The organism is Micromonospora sp. NPDC049101 (assembly GCF_040648675.1).
Taxonomy (GTDB): domain Bacteria; phylum Actinomycetota; class Actinomycetes; order Mycobacteriales; family Micromonosporaceae; genus Micromonospora.
This window is the reverse complement of the sequence record NZ_JBEZED010000025.1, coordinates 42,077-58,250: the sequence shown is the minus strand read 5'-3', so window position 1 is coordinate 58,250 and position 16,174 is coordinate 42,077. Positions and strand designations below refer to the sequence as shown.

Below are 16,174 nucleotides of genomic sequence, written 5' to 3'. Positions count from 1 at the left end.
ATGTCGCGCACCGACGAGGTGGTGAACGGCATCAAGCGGATGATCCTCGAAGGGCGTTTCAAGCCCGGGGACCGTCTGCCCATCGAGAAGGATCTCGCCGAGTCGCTCGGCGTCTCGCGGGGCTCGCTGCGCGAGGGGATGTCGGCCCTGTCGATCCTCGGCATCGTCAACATCCGCCAGGGTGACGGCACCTACGTCACCAACCTCGACGCGCCGCAACTGCTGGCCCCGATGGGCTTCGTGGTGGATTTCCAGGGCCAGGGCGACACCCGGCACATCCACATCGTCCGACGACTGCTGGAGTGCGAGGCCGCCCGCCTGGCGGCGACCAGGATCACCGACGAGGCCCTCGCCCAGGCGGCGGAGTTGCTCGACGAGGCGGCCCGGATCGCCGGACGGTCTCCGCAGGAGCACGAACGGATCATGGAGATCGACATCGCGTTCCACCGGATCATCGCGGTGCACGCCGACAATCCGGTGCTCGTCGGCCTGATCGAGGCGTTCGCCGGGCGCACGCTACGCGGGCGGCTCTGGCGGAGTCTGCACGAGGAGGGCGCGGACCGGCGTACCCACGACGAGCACGTCGCGATCCTCAAGGCCCTCGTCGCACGCGACCCGGAACGCGCGCGGATCCGCATGGCCAACCACCTGATCGGGGTGGAGGAGTCGCTGCACGGGCAACCCGACGACGCCGACGCCACCGTCGAGCCGACGCGGTTCTGAGCACCCGCCCCGGAGTGTTTCGGAAGTGCTGGGCCAGCCAGCACTTCCGAAACACACTCCCTAGTCCCGATCCGCGCCGGTGCTGCCGGTCATCGCCGCGACCAGGTCGTCGGTGGTGACCTCATCGGCACGAAGCCGGGCCGCCCGACGGCCGAGCCGCAGCACCTCGACCCGATCGGCGATCTCCAGCACCTGCGGCATGTTGTGACTCACCAGCACCACCGACATGCCGGCATCGCGGGCGCGCCGGACGACGTCGAGCACCCGCCCGGTCTGCACGACACCGAGCGCCGCGGTGGGCTCGTCGAGGATGACCACGCTCGTCGCCCAGATGATGGCGCGGGCCACCGCGACGCACTGGCGCTGCCCACCGGACAACATCGCGATCGGGGTGGTGACCCGGGGGATCCGCACACCCAACTGGTCCAGGGCCGCGGCGGCGCCCTGCCGCATGGCGCGTTTGTCGAGCAACCCCAGCCGGCCGAGCGGCCCGGAACGCAGGATCTCCCGACCGAGGTACAGGTTGGCGGCCACGCTGAGGTCGTCGGCGACGGCGAGATCCTGGTAGACGGTCTCCACCCCCGCGCGCCGGGCGTCGACCGGCGTGGAGAACTGGACCGTACGACCACCCACCCGGATCTCGCCCTCGTCGGGCGGGTGGACACCGGACAGCGTCTTGATCAGGGTGCTCTTGCCGGCGCCGTTGTCGCCGATCAGCGCCACGACCTCACCCCGATGGACCGTGAAGTCGGCACCGCGCAACGCCTCGACGTGCCCGAACCGCTTGACGATGCCCCGGGCTTCGAGCACCGGCGCTTCGTCGGCGGTCGGCTGCTTGTCACTGTCGGCGGTGGCCGTCGGGGTCGCGCCCATCACTGCACCGGAGGGTTGGCGCAACTCGGCTCGAGCACCGCCTTGATCTCCGCGGAGTCGATGTTCTCCTTCGTGACGAACGTGACGCCGGTGTCCGCCGACGCCAGCGGCGCCTTGTCCCGCAGGTGCTTGACCATCTTGTCGACGCCGAAGTAGCCCATCTTGAACGGGTTCTGCACGACCAGCGCGGAGATCTGGCCGCTGCGCACCCCGGCGATCTCGTCCGGGGCGGCGTCCCACCCGATGATGACCACCTTGCCGGACTTGCCGGCCGCCTGGATGGCCTGCGCGGCGCCGAGCACGCTCGGCTCGTTGGCGGCGAAGACGCCGGCCAGGTTGGGGTTGGCCGTGAGGATGTTCTCGGTGACGCGTCGTGCCTCGTTGACGTCACTGCGGCTGGGCTGCTGGCCGACCAGCTTCAGGTTCGGAAACTGGGCGAGGCCGGCCTTGAAGCCGTCCACCCGCTCGGTGTTGGTCTGCGACCCCGGCTGGAACTCGACGAGCGCCACCTGGTGGTTGCCGGGGCCGAGTTCGGTGGCGAGCAACTTCGCCGCCTCGGTGGCCGACGCGCGGTTGTCGGTGGCGAACAGCGGCACGTTCGACGGCTGCGGGCTGGTGCCAGAGTCGATCATCGCGACCGGGATGTTCGCGGCGAGCGCCTTGTCGGTGGCGGGCGCCAGCGCACTGGAGTCGGTCGCCGCGTAGACGATGCCGTCGACCTTCTTGGTGACGAAGTTCTGGATGAGGTTCACCTGGCCCTCGACATCGGTCTCGGCGGTCACCCCGTCCCACTGGACGGTGACGTCCCCCGCGCGCTGCGCGGCGCACTCCGCGCCCGCCTTCACGGTGTTCCAGTAGTCGGCACCGACGGCCTTCGGCACGACGGCGAGCTTCAACGGACCGCTCGCCGCCTTCGTCGCGCCGTCGCCGCCGTCGCGGACCTCGACCCCGCCGCAGGCACTGAGCAGAGCGGTCGCGGCGGCCGCGGCCAGAACGGCCTGTACGCGGGGAACGGGCCGTCGTGCCCGGCGACTGGTGGTGGTGTGCGCCATGGTGTGTGTCCTTCCTCGTTCGGACTCTCGGAATGGCATGTCAACCCCGTGATTCCAGCCGCCGACGGCGGTACTGGTCGAAGTAGACGGCGGCCCAGATGATCAGGCCGACGATCACCTGCTGGTAGTGGATGCTGATGTCGAGCAGGACAGCGCCGTTACGCACCAGGGCGATGAGGAACGCGCCGATGATGGTCCCGACGATCCGGCCCTGACCACCGAACAGGCTCGCGCCGCCGATGACCGCGGCGGCGATGACATCGAGCTCCAACGAGATCCCGTAGTTCGGCTGGCCGGAGTTGACCCGGGACGCGGCGATCATGCCGCCCAACCCGACCAGCACACCGGCCAGCACGTACACCCCGGTCAGGTGACGCCCCACCCGGATGCCGGAGCGGCGGGCCGCCTCCAGGTTGGAGCCCATCGCGTAGGTGTACTGACCGAAGCGGGTCTGGGAGAGCAGGAAGGCGACCCCGACCGCGACGAGGACGGTGATCAACACGGCGAACGGAATGCCGAGGATCTCCCCGTTGCCGAGCAGTTGGAAGGAGCGGGGCAGACCGTAGACGCCGACCGCGCCGGTGATGATGAAGACCAGGCCCCGACCCACGGACATCGTGCCCAGTGTCGCGATGAACGGCGGGATCCGGGCCACGGTGACCAGCAGTCCGTTCAGCAGACCGGCCAACGCGCCGACGCCGATCGCGACAGCCGTCGCCGCCCACACCGAGAAGCCGAGGTCGCGGACGACCATCGCTCCCACGACGCCGGCGAGCGCGGCGACCGACCCCACGGACAGGTCGATGCCCTTCGTGATGATGACCATCGTCTGCGCCGTGGCGATGATGGCGATCACCGCGGTCTGCGCGCCGATGTTGAAGAGGTTGTCGGCCGTCAGGAAGTAGGGGCTGGCGAAGGTCAACGCGATGAACAGGACGACGAGCGCCGTCGCCGCGGTCAACTCGGAAACGGCGTGGGAGATCCGTTCGCGGAACCAGTCGCTGAGTTCGCCGCGCTGCGTGCCGGCGGATGCCTCGACGGTGCTCATCGTCGGATCTGACCTCCCAAGCGTGGCCCCGGCGCGGCGACGGGGGAACACCCGGCGCACCAGGAACCTCTCAGCCACCCAGCCTGCCCGGCGGGGAGCGCGGCCGCTTGCCCGCGCCACCCGTCGGGATAGGTCGGATGTTTCCCTCGATCAGGCGTTACCTTGCCAGCATTGACGCATGTTGCCAAGGTCTTACGGCCATGTTGTCGTCGTTACCTGATCCGGTGGAGGCATACGTCCGATCAAACGGGCACTTCCCGCAGCCCATCGACAGGGGCCGAGCTGGGACCCGTCCGGCCACGAGGCGTCAGGGCGTCTCCAGCCGGTACGCCCGGCGGGCGGTCCGTCGCCAGATCGCCGCCCGTTCGTCGTCGCCCAGCGGGCCCAGCAGCTCGGTGAGGGCCTCGACCCAGCGCGGGTACGAGGAGGCGAGCAGACTCACGGGCCAGTCCGACCCGAACATCAGCCGGTCCGGACCGAACACGTGGAGTGCGTGCTCGACGGCGGGCCGAAGGTCGGCCGTCGTCCACGAGGGGCCGTCCACCTCGGTCACCAGACCGGAGAGCTTCGCCGTCGTGTTGGGCTCGGCGGCGAGCGCCCGCAGGTCGCGGGGCCAGTCGCCGAGGCCGGCCCGCCCGAGCGAGGGCTTGCCGAGGTGGTCCAGGACGAACCGCATCTGGGGCAGGTCACGGACGAGCCGGGTGGCCGCCGGCAGTTGGTGGTCGCGCACCAGCAGGTCGAACGCCAGGCCGGCGGCGCCCACCGCGGCGATGCCGCGCCGGATGTCCGGGCGGTCGAGGTACGCCGGGTCGGGCTCGGACTGGACGAGGTCGCGAATGCCCACCAGTCGCTCGCCGCCGCGCGCCGCCTGGAGCCGGGCGAGACGGTCACCGACGTTGTCGGCGGTGAGGTCGACCCAGCCGACGACCCCGGCGATGAGGGGGTCGTCGGCCGCGATGCCCAGCAGCTCGGGCGTCTCCGTCCGGACGGGGACGGACTGCACCACGACGGTCTGGGTGACTCCGGCGGCCCGGGCCAGCGGGGCGAGGTCGAGTGGGGTGAAGTCGTGGTCGATCGCGGCCATGGTGTGCGGATCGATCCAGGGCTGCGGGTGCCGGGCCCGGACCCAGAGATGATGGTGCGCGTCGACGATGCCCTGGCCTTGCCCAGCCTCGTTGGTCGTCATCGGACATGCCCTGACGTGCTCACGTACTTTTCACCCCGCCCGTTCATTGGTCAGATGTCCGGGTCGGCTCGGCGCAACGGAGCCGATCCGGCAGTTCGACCATGCTAGCCGTAACAAGCCGGCAATGGGGCTGCGGAGCGCGTGCCTTGGCGCAACCAAGCATCATATCTTTGACATCCACGCTTGTCGATACCCACACCATGGTGACTTGGCGGCTTCGCGCTCGCGGCCGGGTTGACCGCCTGCGGCGGCACCGATACCGTCGACCCACTATCTGCGGCGACGCGAGGGAAGCCGGTGTGAATCCGGCGCGGTCGCGCCACTGTAAGCGGTCCCAGCGTCATCGGGGCCGCGAGCCAGGACGCTCGGTCGTCCGCAGCCTTGCGATGGGGACGCGTCATCCCCGGGGAGGTTCGTGTCATATGTCTACTTCCACGTCAAGCCAGCCGTTGGTGCATCCCGCTGGCAACACTCGTCTGCTGTGGACGGTCCTGGCGACCGTCGTGGCGCTCAGCCTGCTGGCCTACCTCGTCGCCTTCGATCAGGGAGCCGTCTCGCGCAGCGGGATGTACCTGCACGAACTGATGCACGACGGCCGGCACCTGCTGGGTGTCCCGTGCCACTGACGTCCGCCACCGCTCCCCCGTTCCGCACCGTCCTCGTCCGCGGGCTGCTCGCCGGCCTGATCGCCGGCCTGCTCGCCGGGGCATTCGCCTACGTCGCCGGCGAACCGCGCGTCGAGGCGGCCATCGCCATCGAGGAGGCCGCGACGCACGCCGAGCCCGCGACCGGCGGGCACGACCACGAGGATGCCCTGGTCAGCCGGACCGGCCAGCGCGGGGGGCTGTTCCTGGCCACCGGCCTGTTCGGCGCCGCGATGGGTGGCCTGCTGGCCACCGCGTACGTGCTGCTGTCCCGCCGTCGGCGCAGTTACGACGACGGCCGGTCGGGCCTGCTGCTGGCCGGTGCGGCGCTGCTCGGCGCGGTGATCGTGCCGTTCCTGAAGTATCCGGCGAACCCGCCGGCCGTCGGCGACCCGGCCACCATCAACCAGCGCACCGTCACCTACCTGCTGATGGTGGTGCTTGGCCTGGTGGCGGTGTGGGCCGGCACCCTCGGCTACCGGGCGGTCGGCGACCAGGCGCCCGCGTGGCAGCGCGCCGCCGCGGCCGCTGGCGGGTTCCTGCTGGTCAGCGTGGTGTCCTATGTGGTGATGCCCTCCTTCCAGGAGGTCCCGGCCGACTTCCCGGCAACCCTGCTGTGGGACTTCCGGCTGGCCTCGCTCGGCACCCAGGTGGTGCTCTGGGCCGGGATCGGCCTGCTGTTCGCCGCCCTGATGCACCACGACCAGCACCGCCGGGCCGCCACCGCACTGCCGAGCACGTGACCGCCACCAGCCTCCGGCTGGTCGCCCACGGTCACACCGTCGCCCTGCGCCGGGCCCGCTTCGGCGGGGCCGGCGACGGCCTGGACGAGGGCGGTTTGCGGGCCGCCCTCGCGCGGGCCGGCGCCGACCGGCGCGGGCACCTCGGCGCCGACGACGCCTGCCTGTCCAGCCCGGCGGCGGCGGCCACCCAGACCGCGTCCGCCCTCGGCCTGCGGCCCACCATCGAGGCGGCGTTGGCCGACTGTGACTACGGCGACTGGACCGGGCGGGCATTCGAGGAGATCGCCGGCGACCATCCGCAGGCGCTGCACGAGTGGCTGTCCGCACCGGATTCCGCACCCCACGGGGGCGAGTCCGTCGCGGCACTACGGCACCGGGTCGGTCGCTGGCTGGACGGGCAGCGCGCACGTGGGGGGCGGGTCATCGCGGTCACCCACCCGCTGGTGATCCGGGTCGCGGTGGTCCACGCCCTCGACCTGCCGCTCGGGACGTACCGACAGGTGGACGTGGAGCCGTTGGCCATCGTCCGGCTCACCAGCCAGGGCAGCCGCTGGCAGCTACGACTGGGCGCGGCACGAACGGATTGAGCCGACGCCCGCGGCTGCGGCGGAGGTCGACGCGCACGGTGCCGACCTCGCGGCCGTTATCGCTCGGTCGACTCGGCTTGCAGGATGTCGCGGTGTCCGAGCCGGTGCGCCGCAGCGACATCAGGAAACCGAGTCGATCGCGGCCCGCCGGACCCGGGGCGGGCGCACCGATACTTCCGGCTGTTTTCCGGATCGAGCCCGGGTGTCGGCGTGGCGGCTGAGGTGAGCGACCCACCGCAGCGCCCGGCTGTCCAGGCTCCTGGAGCACCGGGTCGAGCCCTGGACGGGCGCGCTGCGGTGTTCCGGAGGACTACCGGAACTTGTTGACGCATCGGAAATCTCGCTGCAATACTCCGATCCATCGAGGTCAATGCGATCGACTCCGGTTTGGCCTCCCCACTCACCCACACCTGTCCGGACCGTGCTGCCCGCGTTCCAGAGCCCGTCCGGCCCGCGAGAAGGGGCATCAGATGAGCAAGGACTCCCCCGGCACGGCCCTGCGATCGAGGCGGTTGCGCGCGGCGCTGGCCGCCCTCACCACCGCCGCCGCGATGTGCGGCGTCGTCCTCGCCACCACCTCGGCCCCGTCGAGCGCCGCCGTCTGCAACGGCTACGTCGGCCTCACCTTCGACGACGGCCCCACCGGCACCACCAGCGCACTGCTCAACGTGCTGCGCACCAACGGCGTACGGGCCACGATGTTCAACGTCGGGCAGAACGTCCAGAACAACCGGGCCGCGGCACAGGCGCAGGTGTCGGCCGGCATGTGGGTCGCCAACCACAGCTGGAACCACGCCCACATGACCTCGATGAACCAGTCGCAGATGCAGTCCGACCTGTCCCAGACCAACTCGGCGATCCAGTCGGCCACCGGCGTCCGGCCGCAGTTGTTCCGGCCACCGTACGGGGAGACCAACTCCACCCTCCAGTCCGTCGCGTCGTCACTCGGCATGCGCCAGGTGATCTGGGACGTGGACTCGCAGGACTGGAACGGCGCGAGCGTCAGCCAGATCGTGTCCAACGCGAGCCGCCTCCAGGCCGGTCAGGTCATCCTCATGCACGACGGGATCCAGAACACCCGCGACGCCATCGGGCAGATCATGGCCAACCTCACGAGCCGCAACCTGTGCCCCGGCATGATCTCGGCGTCCACCGGCCGGGCGGTCGCCCCGGACGGCACGACCCCGCCGCCCAGCACCGGCACCCCGCCCCCGGGCACGGGGACTCCGCCGCCGGGCAACGGCGGCTGCACCGCGACCGCGACGACCACGAACGTCTGGGGCGACAGGTACAACACGTCGGTGACGGTCAGCGGCGCCAGCACGTGGACCGTGGTCGTGGCCCTCACCGCGCCGCAGCGGGTCTCCACCATCTGGAACGGCTCCGCCACCTGGGACAGCAGCGGCACCGTCATGACCGTGCGGTCCAACGGCAGCGGCAACACCTTCGGCTTCACCACGATGACCAACGGCAACAGCGGCGCCCGTCCGCAGATCCGCTCCTGCGCCACGGGCTGAGCGCCCTCGGGCCGGCGCGGTGTCGGCGGGTGCCCGGCGTACTCCGGGCGCCCGCCGATTGTGTCGGTGGTGGCGGTTAGCGTGTGGGCACTGTCGCCGCGCCGGCCCGCTCAGGCCGTTCGCTGATCCCCTCGGAGGCCCCCATGTCCCAGGAGACGACCTACCTCGAACTGTCCGAAGTGGACGGTGCGCACAAGTTCTACGAGGTCATCGTCGACAACGCCACGCTGACCGTGCGCTACGGCCGGATCGGCGACCAGGGGCAGGTCAAGGCCAGCGCCTACCCGGACAACGCCCGGGCCCGAGCGGCTGCGGCGAAGAAGATCGGGGAGAAGGTCCGCAAGGGATACTCTCCGGCGGTTCCCGGCGTCCGCCAGAAGCGCACCGTCTCCCGACGGCAGATCGTCAGCACCCGCTCCACCGCCCGCACCGCCCCGGTGCTCTGGCGCTACGACTCCGGCGCCCCCGCCTTCGGCATCTTCGTCGACGGGCAGCACTGCATGGTCGGCAACGAGCACGGCGTGATCACCACGCTCGACCACGACGCCCGGGTGCGCGGCCAGGTCCGCCTTCCCGACGGGGTGAAGTGCATCGTCGCCGACGACGCCTGGGTCTACGCGGGCTGCGACGACGGCAACGTCTACGACCTCTCCGGCAAGATGCCCCGCGTGGCGTACGCGATCGCCCCGGAAATCGACATCTACTGGCTGGACATCCACGACGGCGTCCTGGGCGTGTCGGATTCCAACGGCGGGATCACCGCTGTCGACCACGAAGACGAGTTCCTGTGGCGTCGGCCCGGGCGCGGGGGCTCGGCCTGGATGGTGCGGTGCGACAACGATGCCGTCTACCAAGGTCATTCCGAGGGTGTGACCGGCTACGAGTGGCGCACCGGTCGCGAGTTGTGGCACACCAGCACCGGCTCGGTGCTCTTCGGCTGGCAGGAGCACGGCAGCGTGTTCGCCGGGACCAGCACCCGCGAGGTGGTGCGGCTGTCCAAGGCTGGCCGATTCGAACGCAGCTACCGGTGCGACGCCCCGGTGTTCTCCTGCGCCACAGCCGAGGGCGGCCGCTACGTCTTCGCCGGTGACAGCCAGTCCTCGATCTACTGCTTCGACGCGGCGGGCACCCGCCTGTGGAAGCTCGGCACCGGCTGCGGGTCGGCATACTCCATGCAGTACCACGACGACCGGCTCTACGTCGTCACCACCGCCGGCCACCTGGCCTGCATCGACGCGAGTGAGCCGGCGATCCGGGCGGCCCAGGCCGGCGACGTCCCCGAGGTCCGCGACGTCAAGGCCCCACGCCAGGCACCACGGCCGGTCGAGCCGACGATCGTCGAGGTGACGAGCGACTCGGGTGCGGGCGTGGTGGTGCAGTGCCTGGACGACCGGGGGCGGCTGCGGGTCCAGGTGCTGTCCGACGGCTACCGGCGCGACTGGAGCGTGCAGTTCCCCAAGGGGATTCGCGAGCCGGGCGCCCGCTATCTGGTGACCGAGGTCCGCGAGTCCAGCCGGGGTGGGTTCTACCGGGCGTTCGGCGACATCCGCCGCCTGCGCTGAGCCGTCGATCGCCGCGGCTGCGGCAGGGCGGGCGGCGTCGACGGGGCACCTGTCGGGTTCGCCGGTGTCGTAGGGTGCCGGCATGGCCCACCCCGTCCCAGCCGACGGCGGGGCCGACCGGGCCTGGTGGGCCGCCCCGCCCACGCGACAGGTCAGTCACCTGCCGGCCGTCGACCCCGAGGTGCTGCGGGTGGCACTCGACCCGTTGCCGCCAGCGGCGCCGGCGGTCGTGCACTACCGGCCCACGGCTGTGGGTTCGCTCGGCGACCTCGTGGCCGACGTCCTCGACCAACTGGACTCCGCGGCGCGCGCGATGTTCCCCGGTTGGCTGCCCGACGCGGGCCGTCTCGAGACCGAGGGCACGCTCGGTGCGGCGGCGGTGCGCGCCCTCGCGGCCCGTGCCGCCGCCCGCTCCCCGCACTTCGGCCCGTTTCTCGCGGACCTCGCCGAGCGTGCGCTGCGCGGTCCGCGCCAGCCCGCCGCCCGGTCCCGCTTCGCCCCGGGGGTACGCGCCGCCGGGCTCGCCCGGGTGATCGCCGAGGCGTACGACCGGGAGGATTGCGTCCTCGTCCTCGCCCTGCCCGACCTGGGCGAGGATGCCGAGCGGACGCTCGTGGCCGCCGCCGAGTGGCTCGTGCGGCACGGCGGTTGCACGGTGTGGTTGGTCGGCGGGCCGCTGCGTCACGCCGACCGGGTGCGGTCGGTGCCGATGCAGGTGCCGGCGCGGTTCACCGACCTGGCCGGCACGACCGACCCGCCCGCCGCCACAACCACGGCCACGGCCACGGCCACGGCCACGGCCACGGCCGCCGGGCCGGCCCCGACGGTGCTGGCCTGGCCACCGATCGCGGGCCTGCCACGCGGCGACAGCGCTGCCGAGCAGGCACTGGAACGCGCGCTCGCACCACACGACTGGGCGCGGGGACGGCGGTGGAACCACACCTACGAGTGGCACGTGCTGGGCACGTCGTACCGGCTGGATCTCTTTTGGCCCGTCGAGGGTCTTGCGGTCGAGGTGGACGGCCCGGAGCATCGTGGTCGAATCGCTTTCGCCAACGATCGGCGGAGGGACGTGCAGTTGCAACTCCTCGGGCTGGACGTGCTCCGCTTCACCAACGAGCAGGTGCTCACCGACGCGCCGGCGGTGGTCGACGGGATCCGTCGGCTGCTGGCCCGGCGACGCGCGGGCGGCACGCACCCCCACGGAGATGAGAGATCATGACCAGCCCGGCGGACGTCCCGCACCTGACGCCGAACCAGATCAACGCCCTCGTGGTGCTGATGGTGGAGGCGCGCCGACTCACCAACACCGAGCTGAACGAGCTGGCCGGTTTCACGCTCACCGGTAAGGACAACAAGAAGCTCGTCGACCTGGGCCTGGTCGAGACCGACCGGACGACCCGTCCGTTCGCCCACGAGCTGACCGAGGAGGGCTGGTTGGTGGTCCGGCACCTGCACCTCGGCACTCCGCCGAAGCAGGGCGGCTCCACGACCCGGTCACTGTTCGTCGTGCTGTCCAACCTGCACCGTTCGCTGGACCGGCTCCGGGTCAGTCACGGCGACTTCTTCAAGCAGACCGACGCCACCGCCCCGGCGACCGGTGCGCCTCGACCGGAAGCACCGACCACGGCGGCCGCGACGCACGTGACCGCGACGGACACGACCGCGACGGACCTGGAGGCGCTGGTTCGGACGGCGTACCGGGAGCTGGCGACCGCGCCTGGCGCGTGGGTCAGCCTCGCCGACGTGCGGGACCGGCTCGCGGACACCGACCGGGCCTCGCTGGACGCCGCGTTGCGGGCGATGGTCGGCCGGGAGGACGTCCGCATCATCCCGGTGGCGAACACCAAGTCGCTGACCGCACGGGACCGCGCCGCGGCCGTCCGCATCGGGAACGAGGACAACCACGCCCTGGCGATCGGCCCCGCGTGATCTCCGACGACCAGCGGGGCGCGCTGGAGGCGGTGAGTCTCAATCCGGCCGTCACTCCGGACGACGTCTGGCGACCCAGCCCGCACAACGTGCCGGAGCTGCACGAGAAGGTGGTCGCGGAGATCCTGCGCGGGGTGGCGCGGGCCCGCACCGACGACACGAGCATGCCGCTCGGCGTGGCCATGCAGGGCCGCGCGGGCGCCGGCAAGACGCACCTGCTCGGCGCGGTCCGCGAACGGATCCAGCGTGAGGGCGGCTACTTCTTCCTTGTCGACATGGTCAGTGGGAAGACGTTCTGGGAGAGCGTCGCCCTGGCCCTGGTGGAGGGGATGGGCCGCGCCCACGTCGGCTGGGGCACCCAGCTGAAGACGTTCCTGCGCCGCCTCACCCCCCAGCTCGGCCTCCCGGTGGAGGTCCGCGACGCGGTCGCCGGCGCCACCCCGGTGACCCGTACACAGCTCGACGCCTTCGTCCGGGCACTGCGCGAACGCGATCGGGAGGTCGGGCGGGACGCCCAGGACACCGCTCGGGCGCTCGTCCTGCACGGTGCCGTCGACTTCGAGGCACAGGACGTGGGGTACGCCCACCTGATCTCCGAACCGGGAGACCCGGCCGCACGGGCGGCGTGGGGGTTGAGCGCCGCCACCCGCACCCCGCAGCAGATCGTGCAGGACATCTCCCGGCTGATGGCGCTGACCCTGGACCCCACGGTCATCGCCGTGGACCAGCTCGACACGCTGTTCGCCCAGACCAGCACCTCGATGCTGCAGCACCACGACGGGCTGGAGGACGGCCAGGCCAAGGTGTTCGGCCCGATCGCCGACGGCCTGCTCAAACTCCGCGACATCACCCGCCGCACGCTCGTCGTCGTCTCCTGTCTGCCGGACACGTGGGTGCTGATGACACGTACGGCGCCCACTCCGGTCGGTGACCGGTTCCGTGCGGCGACCCTGCCGGACCGGATCCCCACCCCGCAGATCGGGCACGCGATCGTGGCGAAGCGCCTCGCCGCCGCGTTCGCGGGTCCGCGCTTCGTGCCACCCCATCCCACCTGGCCGATCGCCCCGGCCGCCTTCGCCGACGCACCCACCCTGACACCACGCGCCCTGCTGCGCCGGGTGGACCGCCATGTCGCCTGGTGTCGCGACCGCGACGAGGTGGTCGAACTCGACCGGCTCATCGACGGCACGGACTCGACGCCGACGGCGCCCGCCGTGCGCGTCACGCCGGGCGACCCGACGACGGACGAGCGCCGCCTGCGCGAGTTGGACGCACGGTTCGCCGAGTTGGTCGAGGCCGCGGACGTGTCGGCCGCCGTCGACCCGGCCCGCGAGGACGAGCACATGCCACCGCTGCTCGCCGCCGGCCTGGCCGCCTGGATCGCCGAGCAGGCGCCGACCGGGGCCACCTACAAGTACGATCCGCCGCCGGGGCGCAAGCCCGCGCTGCACGGGCGGCTGATCGAGGTGCTCGACGAGGCCACCGAGAACGAGGCGCACTGGTGCTTCCGGGCCATCGCGCACCCCAACGCCATCGCCGTGACCGCCCGGGTCAAGGCCGCGTGCACACTCGCCGGACTGGACCGGGACCTGCCCCAACGGCGGCTGATCCTGCTGCGCAACGGCCCGTGGCCGACCGGGCGGCGTACCACCGAGGTGTTGGCCGGCTTCGACGCGGCCGGCGGCCTCCGGCGCGCGGTGCCGGAGGCGGACCTGCGGGTCTTCGCGGCGCTGCGGGTGATGGCGACCGAGCCGTCCACGGCCCTGCAGGAGTGGCTGGTGGCCCGTCGACCGGCCAGCGGCACCGAGCTGTTCCGGGCGGTCCTGCCCGGGCCCGAGCGGCCCCGCGACGGCGGGCCGCCGGCACCGGGCGACGTCGGGACGCGGCCGCACGACTACGGGCCCACGTCAGACGACACCGGGGCGACGTCGGACAATGTCGGGACAGCGTCGAGCGACGCCGGGACTCCGGCGGGTGGTGCCGAGGCTGGTTCGACAGGCGGGCCGGCCGCCGACGGGGCTGGTGGCCCGTCGACCGGCCCCGCCGCCGTGGCCGTACCCGCTGACGCGGTCGACCCCGTGGCCGACACCGGCGGTCGGAGCATCGGGTTGGGGCGGACCGTCGACGGCGGCCACCCGTTCACGGTGCCCCTGGAGTCGTTGCGCCGGCACACCGTCGTGTTCGCCGGATCCGGTTCGGGCAAGACGGTGCTGATCCGTCGACTGGTCGAGGAGTGCGCCCGCGAGGGGGTCTCGGCGATCGTGCTCGACCCCAACAACGACCTCGCCCGGCTCGGTGACGCGTGGCCCGCACCGCCGGGCGGCTGGGGTCCCGGCGACGCCGAGCGAGCCGCCGACTACCTCGCCCACACCGAGGTGGTGGTGTGGACGCCCCGGGTCACCGCCGGCCGGCCGCTGAGTTTCCAACCACTGCCCGACTTCACCTCACTGCGGGACTGGCCCGACGAGTTCGACCAGGCGGTCCGCTCGGCCGTGGAGGCGCTCGCGCCACGGGCCGGCGTCGACCGGTCGAGCAGGCTCGCCCAGCAGGGCAAGGCCGTCCTCACCGAGGCCCTGCAGGCGTACGCGCGAAGTGGGATGGTGGGCCTGCCCGGCTTCACCGAGTTCCTCACCGACCTGCCCGAGGGGGTCAGCCGGTTGGCCCGTGCCGGCAAGCTCGCCGAGGAGTTGGCCGAGGCGCTCAAGGCGGCGATGGTCACCGACCCGCTCTTCGGTGGGGTCGGTGCGCCGGCCGACCCGGGGCTGCTGCTGACGCCCTCGCCGGGTCGGCGGGCCCGGGTGTCGGTGATCAGCTTCGTCGGCCTCACCTCCGAGCACCAGCGGCAGAGCTTCGTCAACCAGTTGCAGATGGCGCTCTTCGCGTGGATCAAACGGCACCCCGCCGGTGACCGACCGCTGGGTGGGCTGTTCGTGATGGACGAGGCGCAGACGCTCGCGCCGTCGACCGGCACCACGGCGTGCACCGCCAGCTCGATCGCGCTCGCCTCGCAGGCCCGCAAGTACGGGCTCGGGTTGGTCTTCGCCACCCAGGCGCCCAAGGGTCTGCACAACCAGATCTCCGGCAACGCGACGACGCAGTTCTTCGGGCTGCTCAACGCGCCCGCGCAGATCGACGCGGCCCGGCAGCTCGCCGAGGCCAAGGGCGGGCGGCTGGCGGACATCGGCCTGCTCAACAGCGGCGAGTTCTACGCCGCGGGCGAGGGATTCTCGTTCGTCAAGGTCCGTACCCCGTTGTGTCTGACCCACCACCCGAAGGCCCCGTTGAGCCCCGAGGAGGTCGTCGCCCGCGCTCGCGGGGCGGTCCCGGGCCACTGACCGCCGCTCGGGACGCCAGTCCCGGGCCACTGACCGCTTTCGCGGCGTGGTCCGGGCCCGGCGCCGGCGTCTCGCGACCCGCCGGCGTCAGCGCAGCCGGCGGGCGGCGAACCGGGCCGGCGGGTCGGCGATCACGTCCTGTGCGGCGATCAGCTGGATCTCCCGGGTGCCCGCCGCGAGGGTCGCCTCGAGGATGGCGAAGACGGAGCCGATGGTGCGTTCCAGTGCGGTCGCGGGTGCGCCGGTGGTGCACAGGTGTGCGAGGTACAACGCCGCGGTGACGTCGCCGCCGCCGTTCGGGTTGATCGGCAGCAGCGGGGTGGTCACCGCCCAGGCGCCCTCGTCCGAGACGGCCACCACCTCCAGCGAGCCCGCTGGCAGGTCGCTGTGCAACACGCTTGTCACCAGGACGTGGCGGGGGCCGGTCGCGCGCACGACGTCGACCGCGTCGAGCACCTCGGCCAGCGAGGTCGTCGTCCGGCCGGCGAGGAAGTCCAACTCGAACTGGTTCGGGGTGATGATGTCCGCGCGCGGCACGACGGTGTCGCGCAGGTACTCCGGAATGCCCGGCCGGACGAACATCCCCCGGCCGACGTCACCCATGACCGGGTCGCAGCAGTACACCGCGGCCGGGTTGGCGGCCTTGACCTTCTCCACCGCGTCCAGGATCACCGCGCCCATGGCCGGGTCGCCCTGGTAGCCGGAGAGCACCGCGTCGGCGCTGCCGAGGACCCCACGGTCCGCGATGCCTGCGATCACCTCGGCCACGTCGGCCGCCGGCAGCATCGGCCCACGCCACGCGCCGTACCCGGTGTGGTTGGAGAAGTGCACGGTCAGGACGGGCCAGACCTCGTGCCCGAGGCGTTGCAGCGGAAAGGCCGCCGCCGAGTTGCCGACGTGACCGTAGGCGACCGACGACTGGATGGACAGGATCATCACCGGCCCATCATCGTCGCTGCGGTCGGTGCCGCA

At 72.0% G+C, this 16,174-nt stretch carries 14 protein-coding genes and 1 riboswitch; of the genes, 9 read left to right on the top strand and 5 right to left on the bottom strand.

The features are described from left to right. Entirely contained in the window at positions 1–723 is a 723-nt protein-coding gene (locus AB0B57_RS28085; RefSeq protein ID WP_357076112.1) for a FadR/GntR family transcriptional regulator, read from the top strand. Positions 724–783: 60 nt separating this feature from the next. Here AB0B57_RS28085 and AB0B57_RS28080 read toward each other — a convergent pair whose 3' ends face one another. The 4 genes from AB0B57_RS28080 to AB0B57_RS28065 form a co-directional block, all read right to left on the bottom strand. Further along, a complete protein-coding gene (locus AB0B57_RS28080) occupies positions 784–1,596 on the bottom strand; it encodes an ATP-binding cassette domain-containing protein (protein ID WP_357076110.1) in 813 nt (270 codons plus the stop codon). Beyond that, positions 1,596–2,648, bottom strand: coding sequence for an ABC transporter substrate-binding protein (locus tag AB0B57_RS28075; RefSeq protein WP_357076107.1), 1,053 nt, complete (start codon positions 2,646–2,648; stop codon positions 1,596–1,598). Before AB0B57_RS28075 ends, AB0B57_RS28080 begins: the two co-directional genes overlap by 1 nt. 40 nt (positions 2,649–2,688) lie before the next feature. Beyond that, on the bottom strand, positions 2,689–3,696 hold the full coding sequence (locus AB0B57_RS28070) for an ABC transporter permease (RefSeq protein WP_357076103.1): 1,008 nt from the start codon (positions 3,694–3,696) through the stop codon (positions 2,689–2,691). Positions 3,697–4,003: 307 nt separating this feature from the next. After that, on the bottom strand, positions 4,004–4,882 hold the full coding sequence (locus AB0B57_RS28065; protein ID WP_357076100.1) for an amidohydrolase family protein: 879 nt from the start codon (positions 4,880–4,882) through the stop codon (positions 4,004–4,006). A gap of 289 nt (positions 4,883–5,171) precedes the next feature. Continuing rightward, positions 5,172–5,247, top strand: a riboswitch (cobalamin riboswitch). Positions 5,248–5,304: 57 nt separating this feature from the next. Here AB0B57_RS28065 and AB0B57_RS28060 point away from each other — a divergent pair. The 8 genes from AB0B57_RS28060 to AB0B57_RS28025 all read left to right on the top strand — a co-directional run bounded on the left by AB0B57_RS28060 (position 5,305) and on the right by AB0B57_RS28025 (position 15,202). After that, complete coding sequence (locus AB0B57_RS28060) at positions 5,305–5,508, top strand: CbtB domain-containing protein (protein ID WP_357076097.1); 204 nt, start codon at positions 5,305–5,307, stop codon at positions 5,506–5,508. Next, positions 5,499–6,269, top strand: coding sequence for a CbtA family protein (locus AB0B57_RS28055; protein ID WP_357076094.1), 771 nt, complete (start codon positions 5,499–5,501; stop codon positions 6,267–6,269). The genes AB0B57_RS28060 and AB0B57_RS28055 overlap by 10 nt, the downstream gene beginning before the upstream one ends. Continuing rightward, complete coding sequence (locus tag AB0B57_RS28050; protein WP_357076091.1) at positions 6,266–6,856, top strand: histidine phosphatase family protein; 591 nt, start codon at positions 6,266–6,268, stop codon at positions 6,854–6,856. The genes AB0B57_RS28055 and AB0B57_RS28050 overlap by 4 nt, the downstream gene beginning before the upstream one ends. 470 nt (positions 6,857–7,326) lie before the next feature. Then, positions 7,327–8,373 (top strand): polysaccharide deacetylase family protein, encoded by a 1,047-nt coding sequence (locus tag AB0B57_RS28045; RefSeq protein ID WP_357076088.1) that lies wholly within the window; start codon positions 7,327–7,329, stop codon positions 8,371–8,373. 143 nt (positions 8,374–8,516) lie between these two features. After that, positions 8,517–9,935 carry a PQQ-binding-like beta-propeller repeat protein gene (locus AB0B57_RS28040; protein WP_357076085.1) on the top strand — a complete coding sequence of 473 codons (1,419 nt, stop codon included), beginning with the start codon at positions 8,517–8,519 and terminating at the stop codon, positions 9,933–9,935. 82 nt (positions 9,936–10,017) lie between these two features. Then, the gene (locus AB0B57_RS28035) at positions 10,018–11,157 is read left to right on the top strand and encodes a DUF559 domain-containing protein (protein ID WP_357076082.1); all 1,140 of its coding nucleotides are present in this window, start codon (positions 10,018–10,020) and stop codon (positions 11,155–11,157) included. Continuing rightward, complete coding sequence (locus AB0B57_RS28030; RefSeq protein WP_357076079.1) at positions 11,154–11,867, top strand: hypothetical protein; 714 nt, start codon at positions 11,154–11,156, stop codon at positions 11,865–11,867. Before AB0B57_RS28035 ends, AB0B57_RS28030 begins: the two co-directional genes overlap by 4 nt. Further along, a complete protein-coding gene (locus AB0B57_RS28025; protein WP_357076076.1) occupies positions 11,864–15,202 on the top strand; it encodes a DUF87 domain-containing protein in 3,339 nt (1,112 codons plus the stop codon). The genes AB0B57_RS28030 and AB0B57_RS28025 overlap by 4 nt, the downstream gene beginning before the upstream one ends. 87 nt (positions 15,203–15,289) lie before the next feature. On the opposite strand, the gene pdxY is transcribed toward AB0B57_RS28025, so the two are convergent. Further along, positions 15,290–16,141 (bottom strand): pyridoxal kinase PdxY, encoded by an 852-nt coding sequence (gene pdxY / locus AB0B57_RS28020; RefSeq protein ID WP_357076073.1) that lies wholly within the window; start codon positions 16,139–16,141, stop codon positions 15,290–15,292. Positions 16,142–16,174 lie beyond the last annotated feature (33 nt).

Coding starts and splice junctions, on each gene's coding strand:
- AB0B57_RS28085 (WP_357076112.1), top strand. CDS start 1: ATGTCGCGCACCGACGAGGTGGTGAACGGCATCAAGCGGATGATCCTC.
- AB0B57_RS28080 (WP_357076110.1), bottom strand. CDS start 1,596: ATGGGCGCGACCCCGACGGCCACCGCCGACAGTGACAAGCAGCCGACC.
- AB0B57_RS28075 (WP_357076107.1), bottom strand. CDS start 2,648: ATGGCGCACACCACCACCAGTCGCCGGGCACGACGGCCCGTTCCCCGC.
- AB0B57_RS28070 (WP_357076103.1), bottom strand. CDS start 3,696: ATGAGCACCGTCGAGGCATCCGCCGGCACGCAGCGCGGCGAACTCAGC.
- AB0B57_RS28065 (WP_357076100.1), bottom strand. CDS start 4,882: ATGACGACCAACGAGGCTGGGCAAGGCCAGGGCATCGTCGACGCGCAC.
- AB0B57_RS28060 (WP_357076097.1), top strand. CDS start 5,305: ATGTCTACTTCCACGTCAAGCCAGCCGTTGGTGCATCCCGCTGGCAAC.
- AB0B57_RS28045 (WP_357076088.1), top strand. CDS start 7,327: ATGAGCAAGGACTCCCCCGGCACGGCCCTGCGATCGAGGCGGTTGCGC.
- AB0B57_RS28040 (WP_357076085.1), top strand. CDS start 8,517: ATGTCCCAGGAGACGACCTACCTCGAACTGTCCGAAGTGGACGGTGCG.
- AB0B57_RS28035 (WP_357076082.1), top strand. CDS start 10,018: ATGGCCCACCCCGTCCCAGCCGACGGCGGGGCCGACCGGGCCTGGTGG.
- AB0B57_RS28030 (WP_357076079.1), top strand. CDS start 11,154: ATGACCAGCCCGGCGGACGTCCCGCACCTGACGCCGAACCAGATCAAC.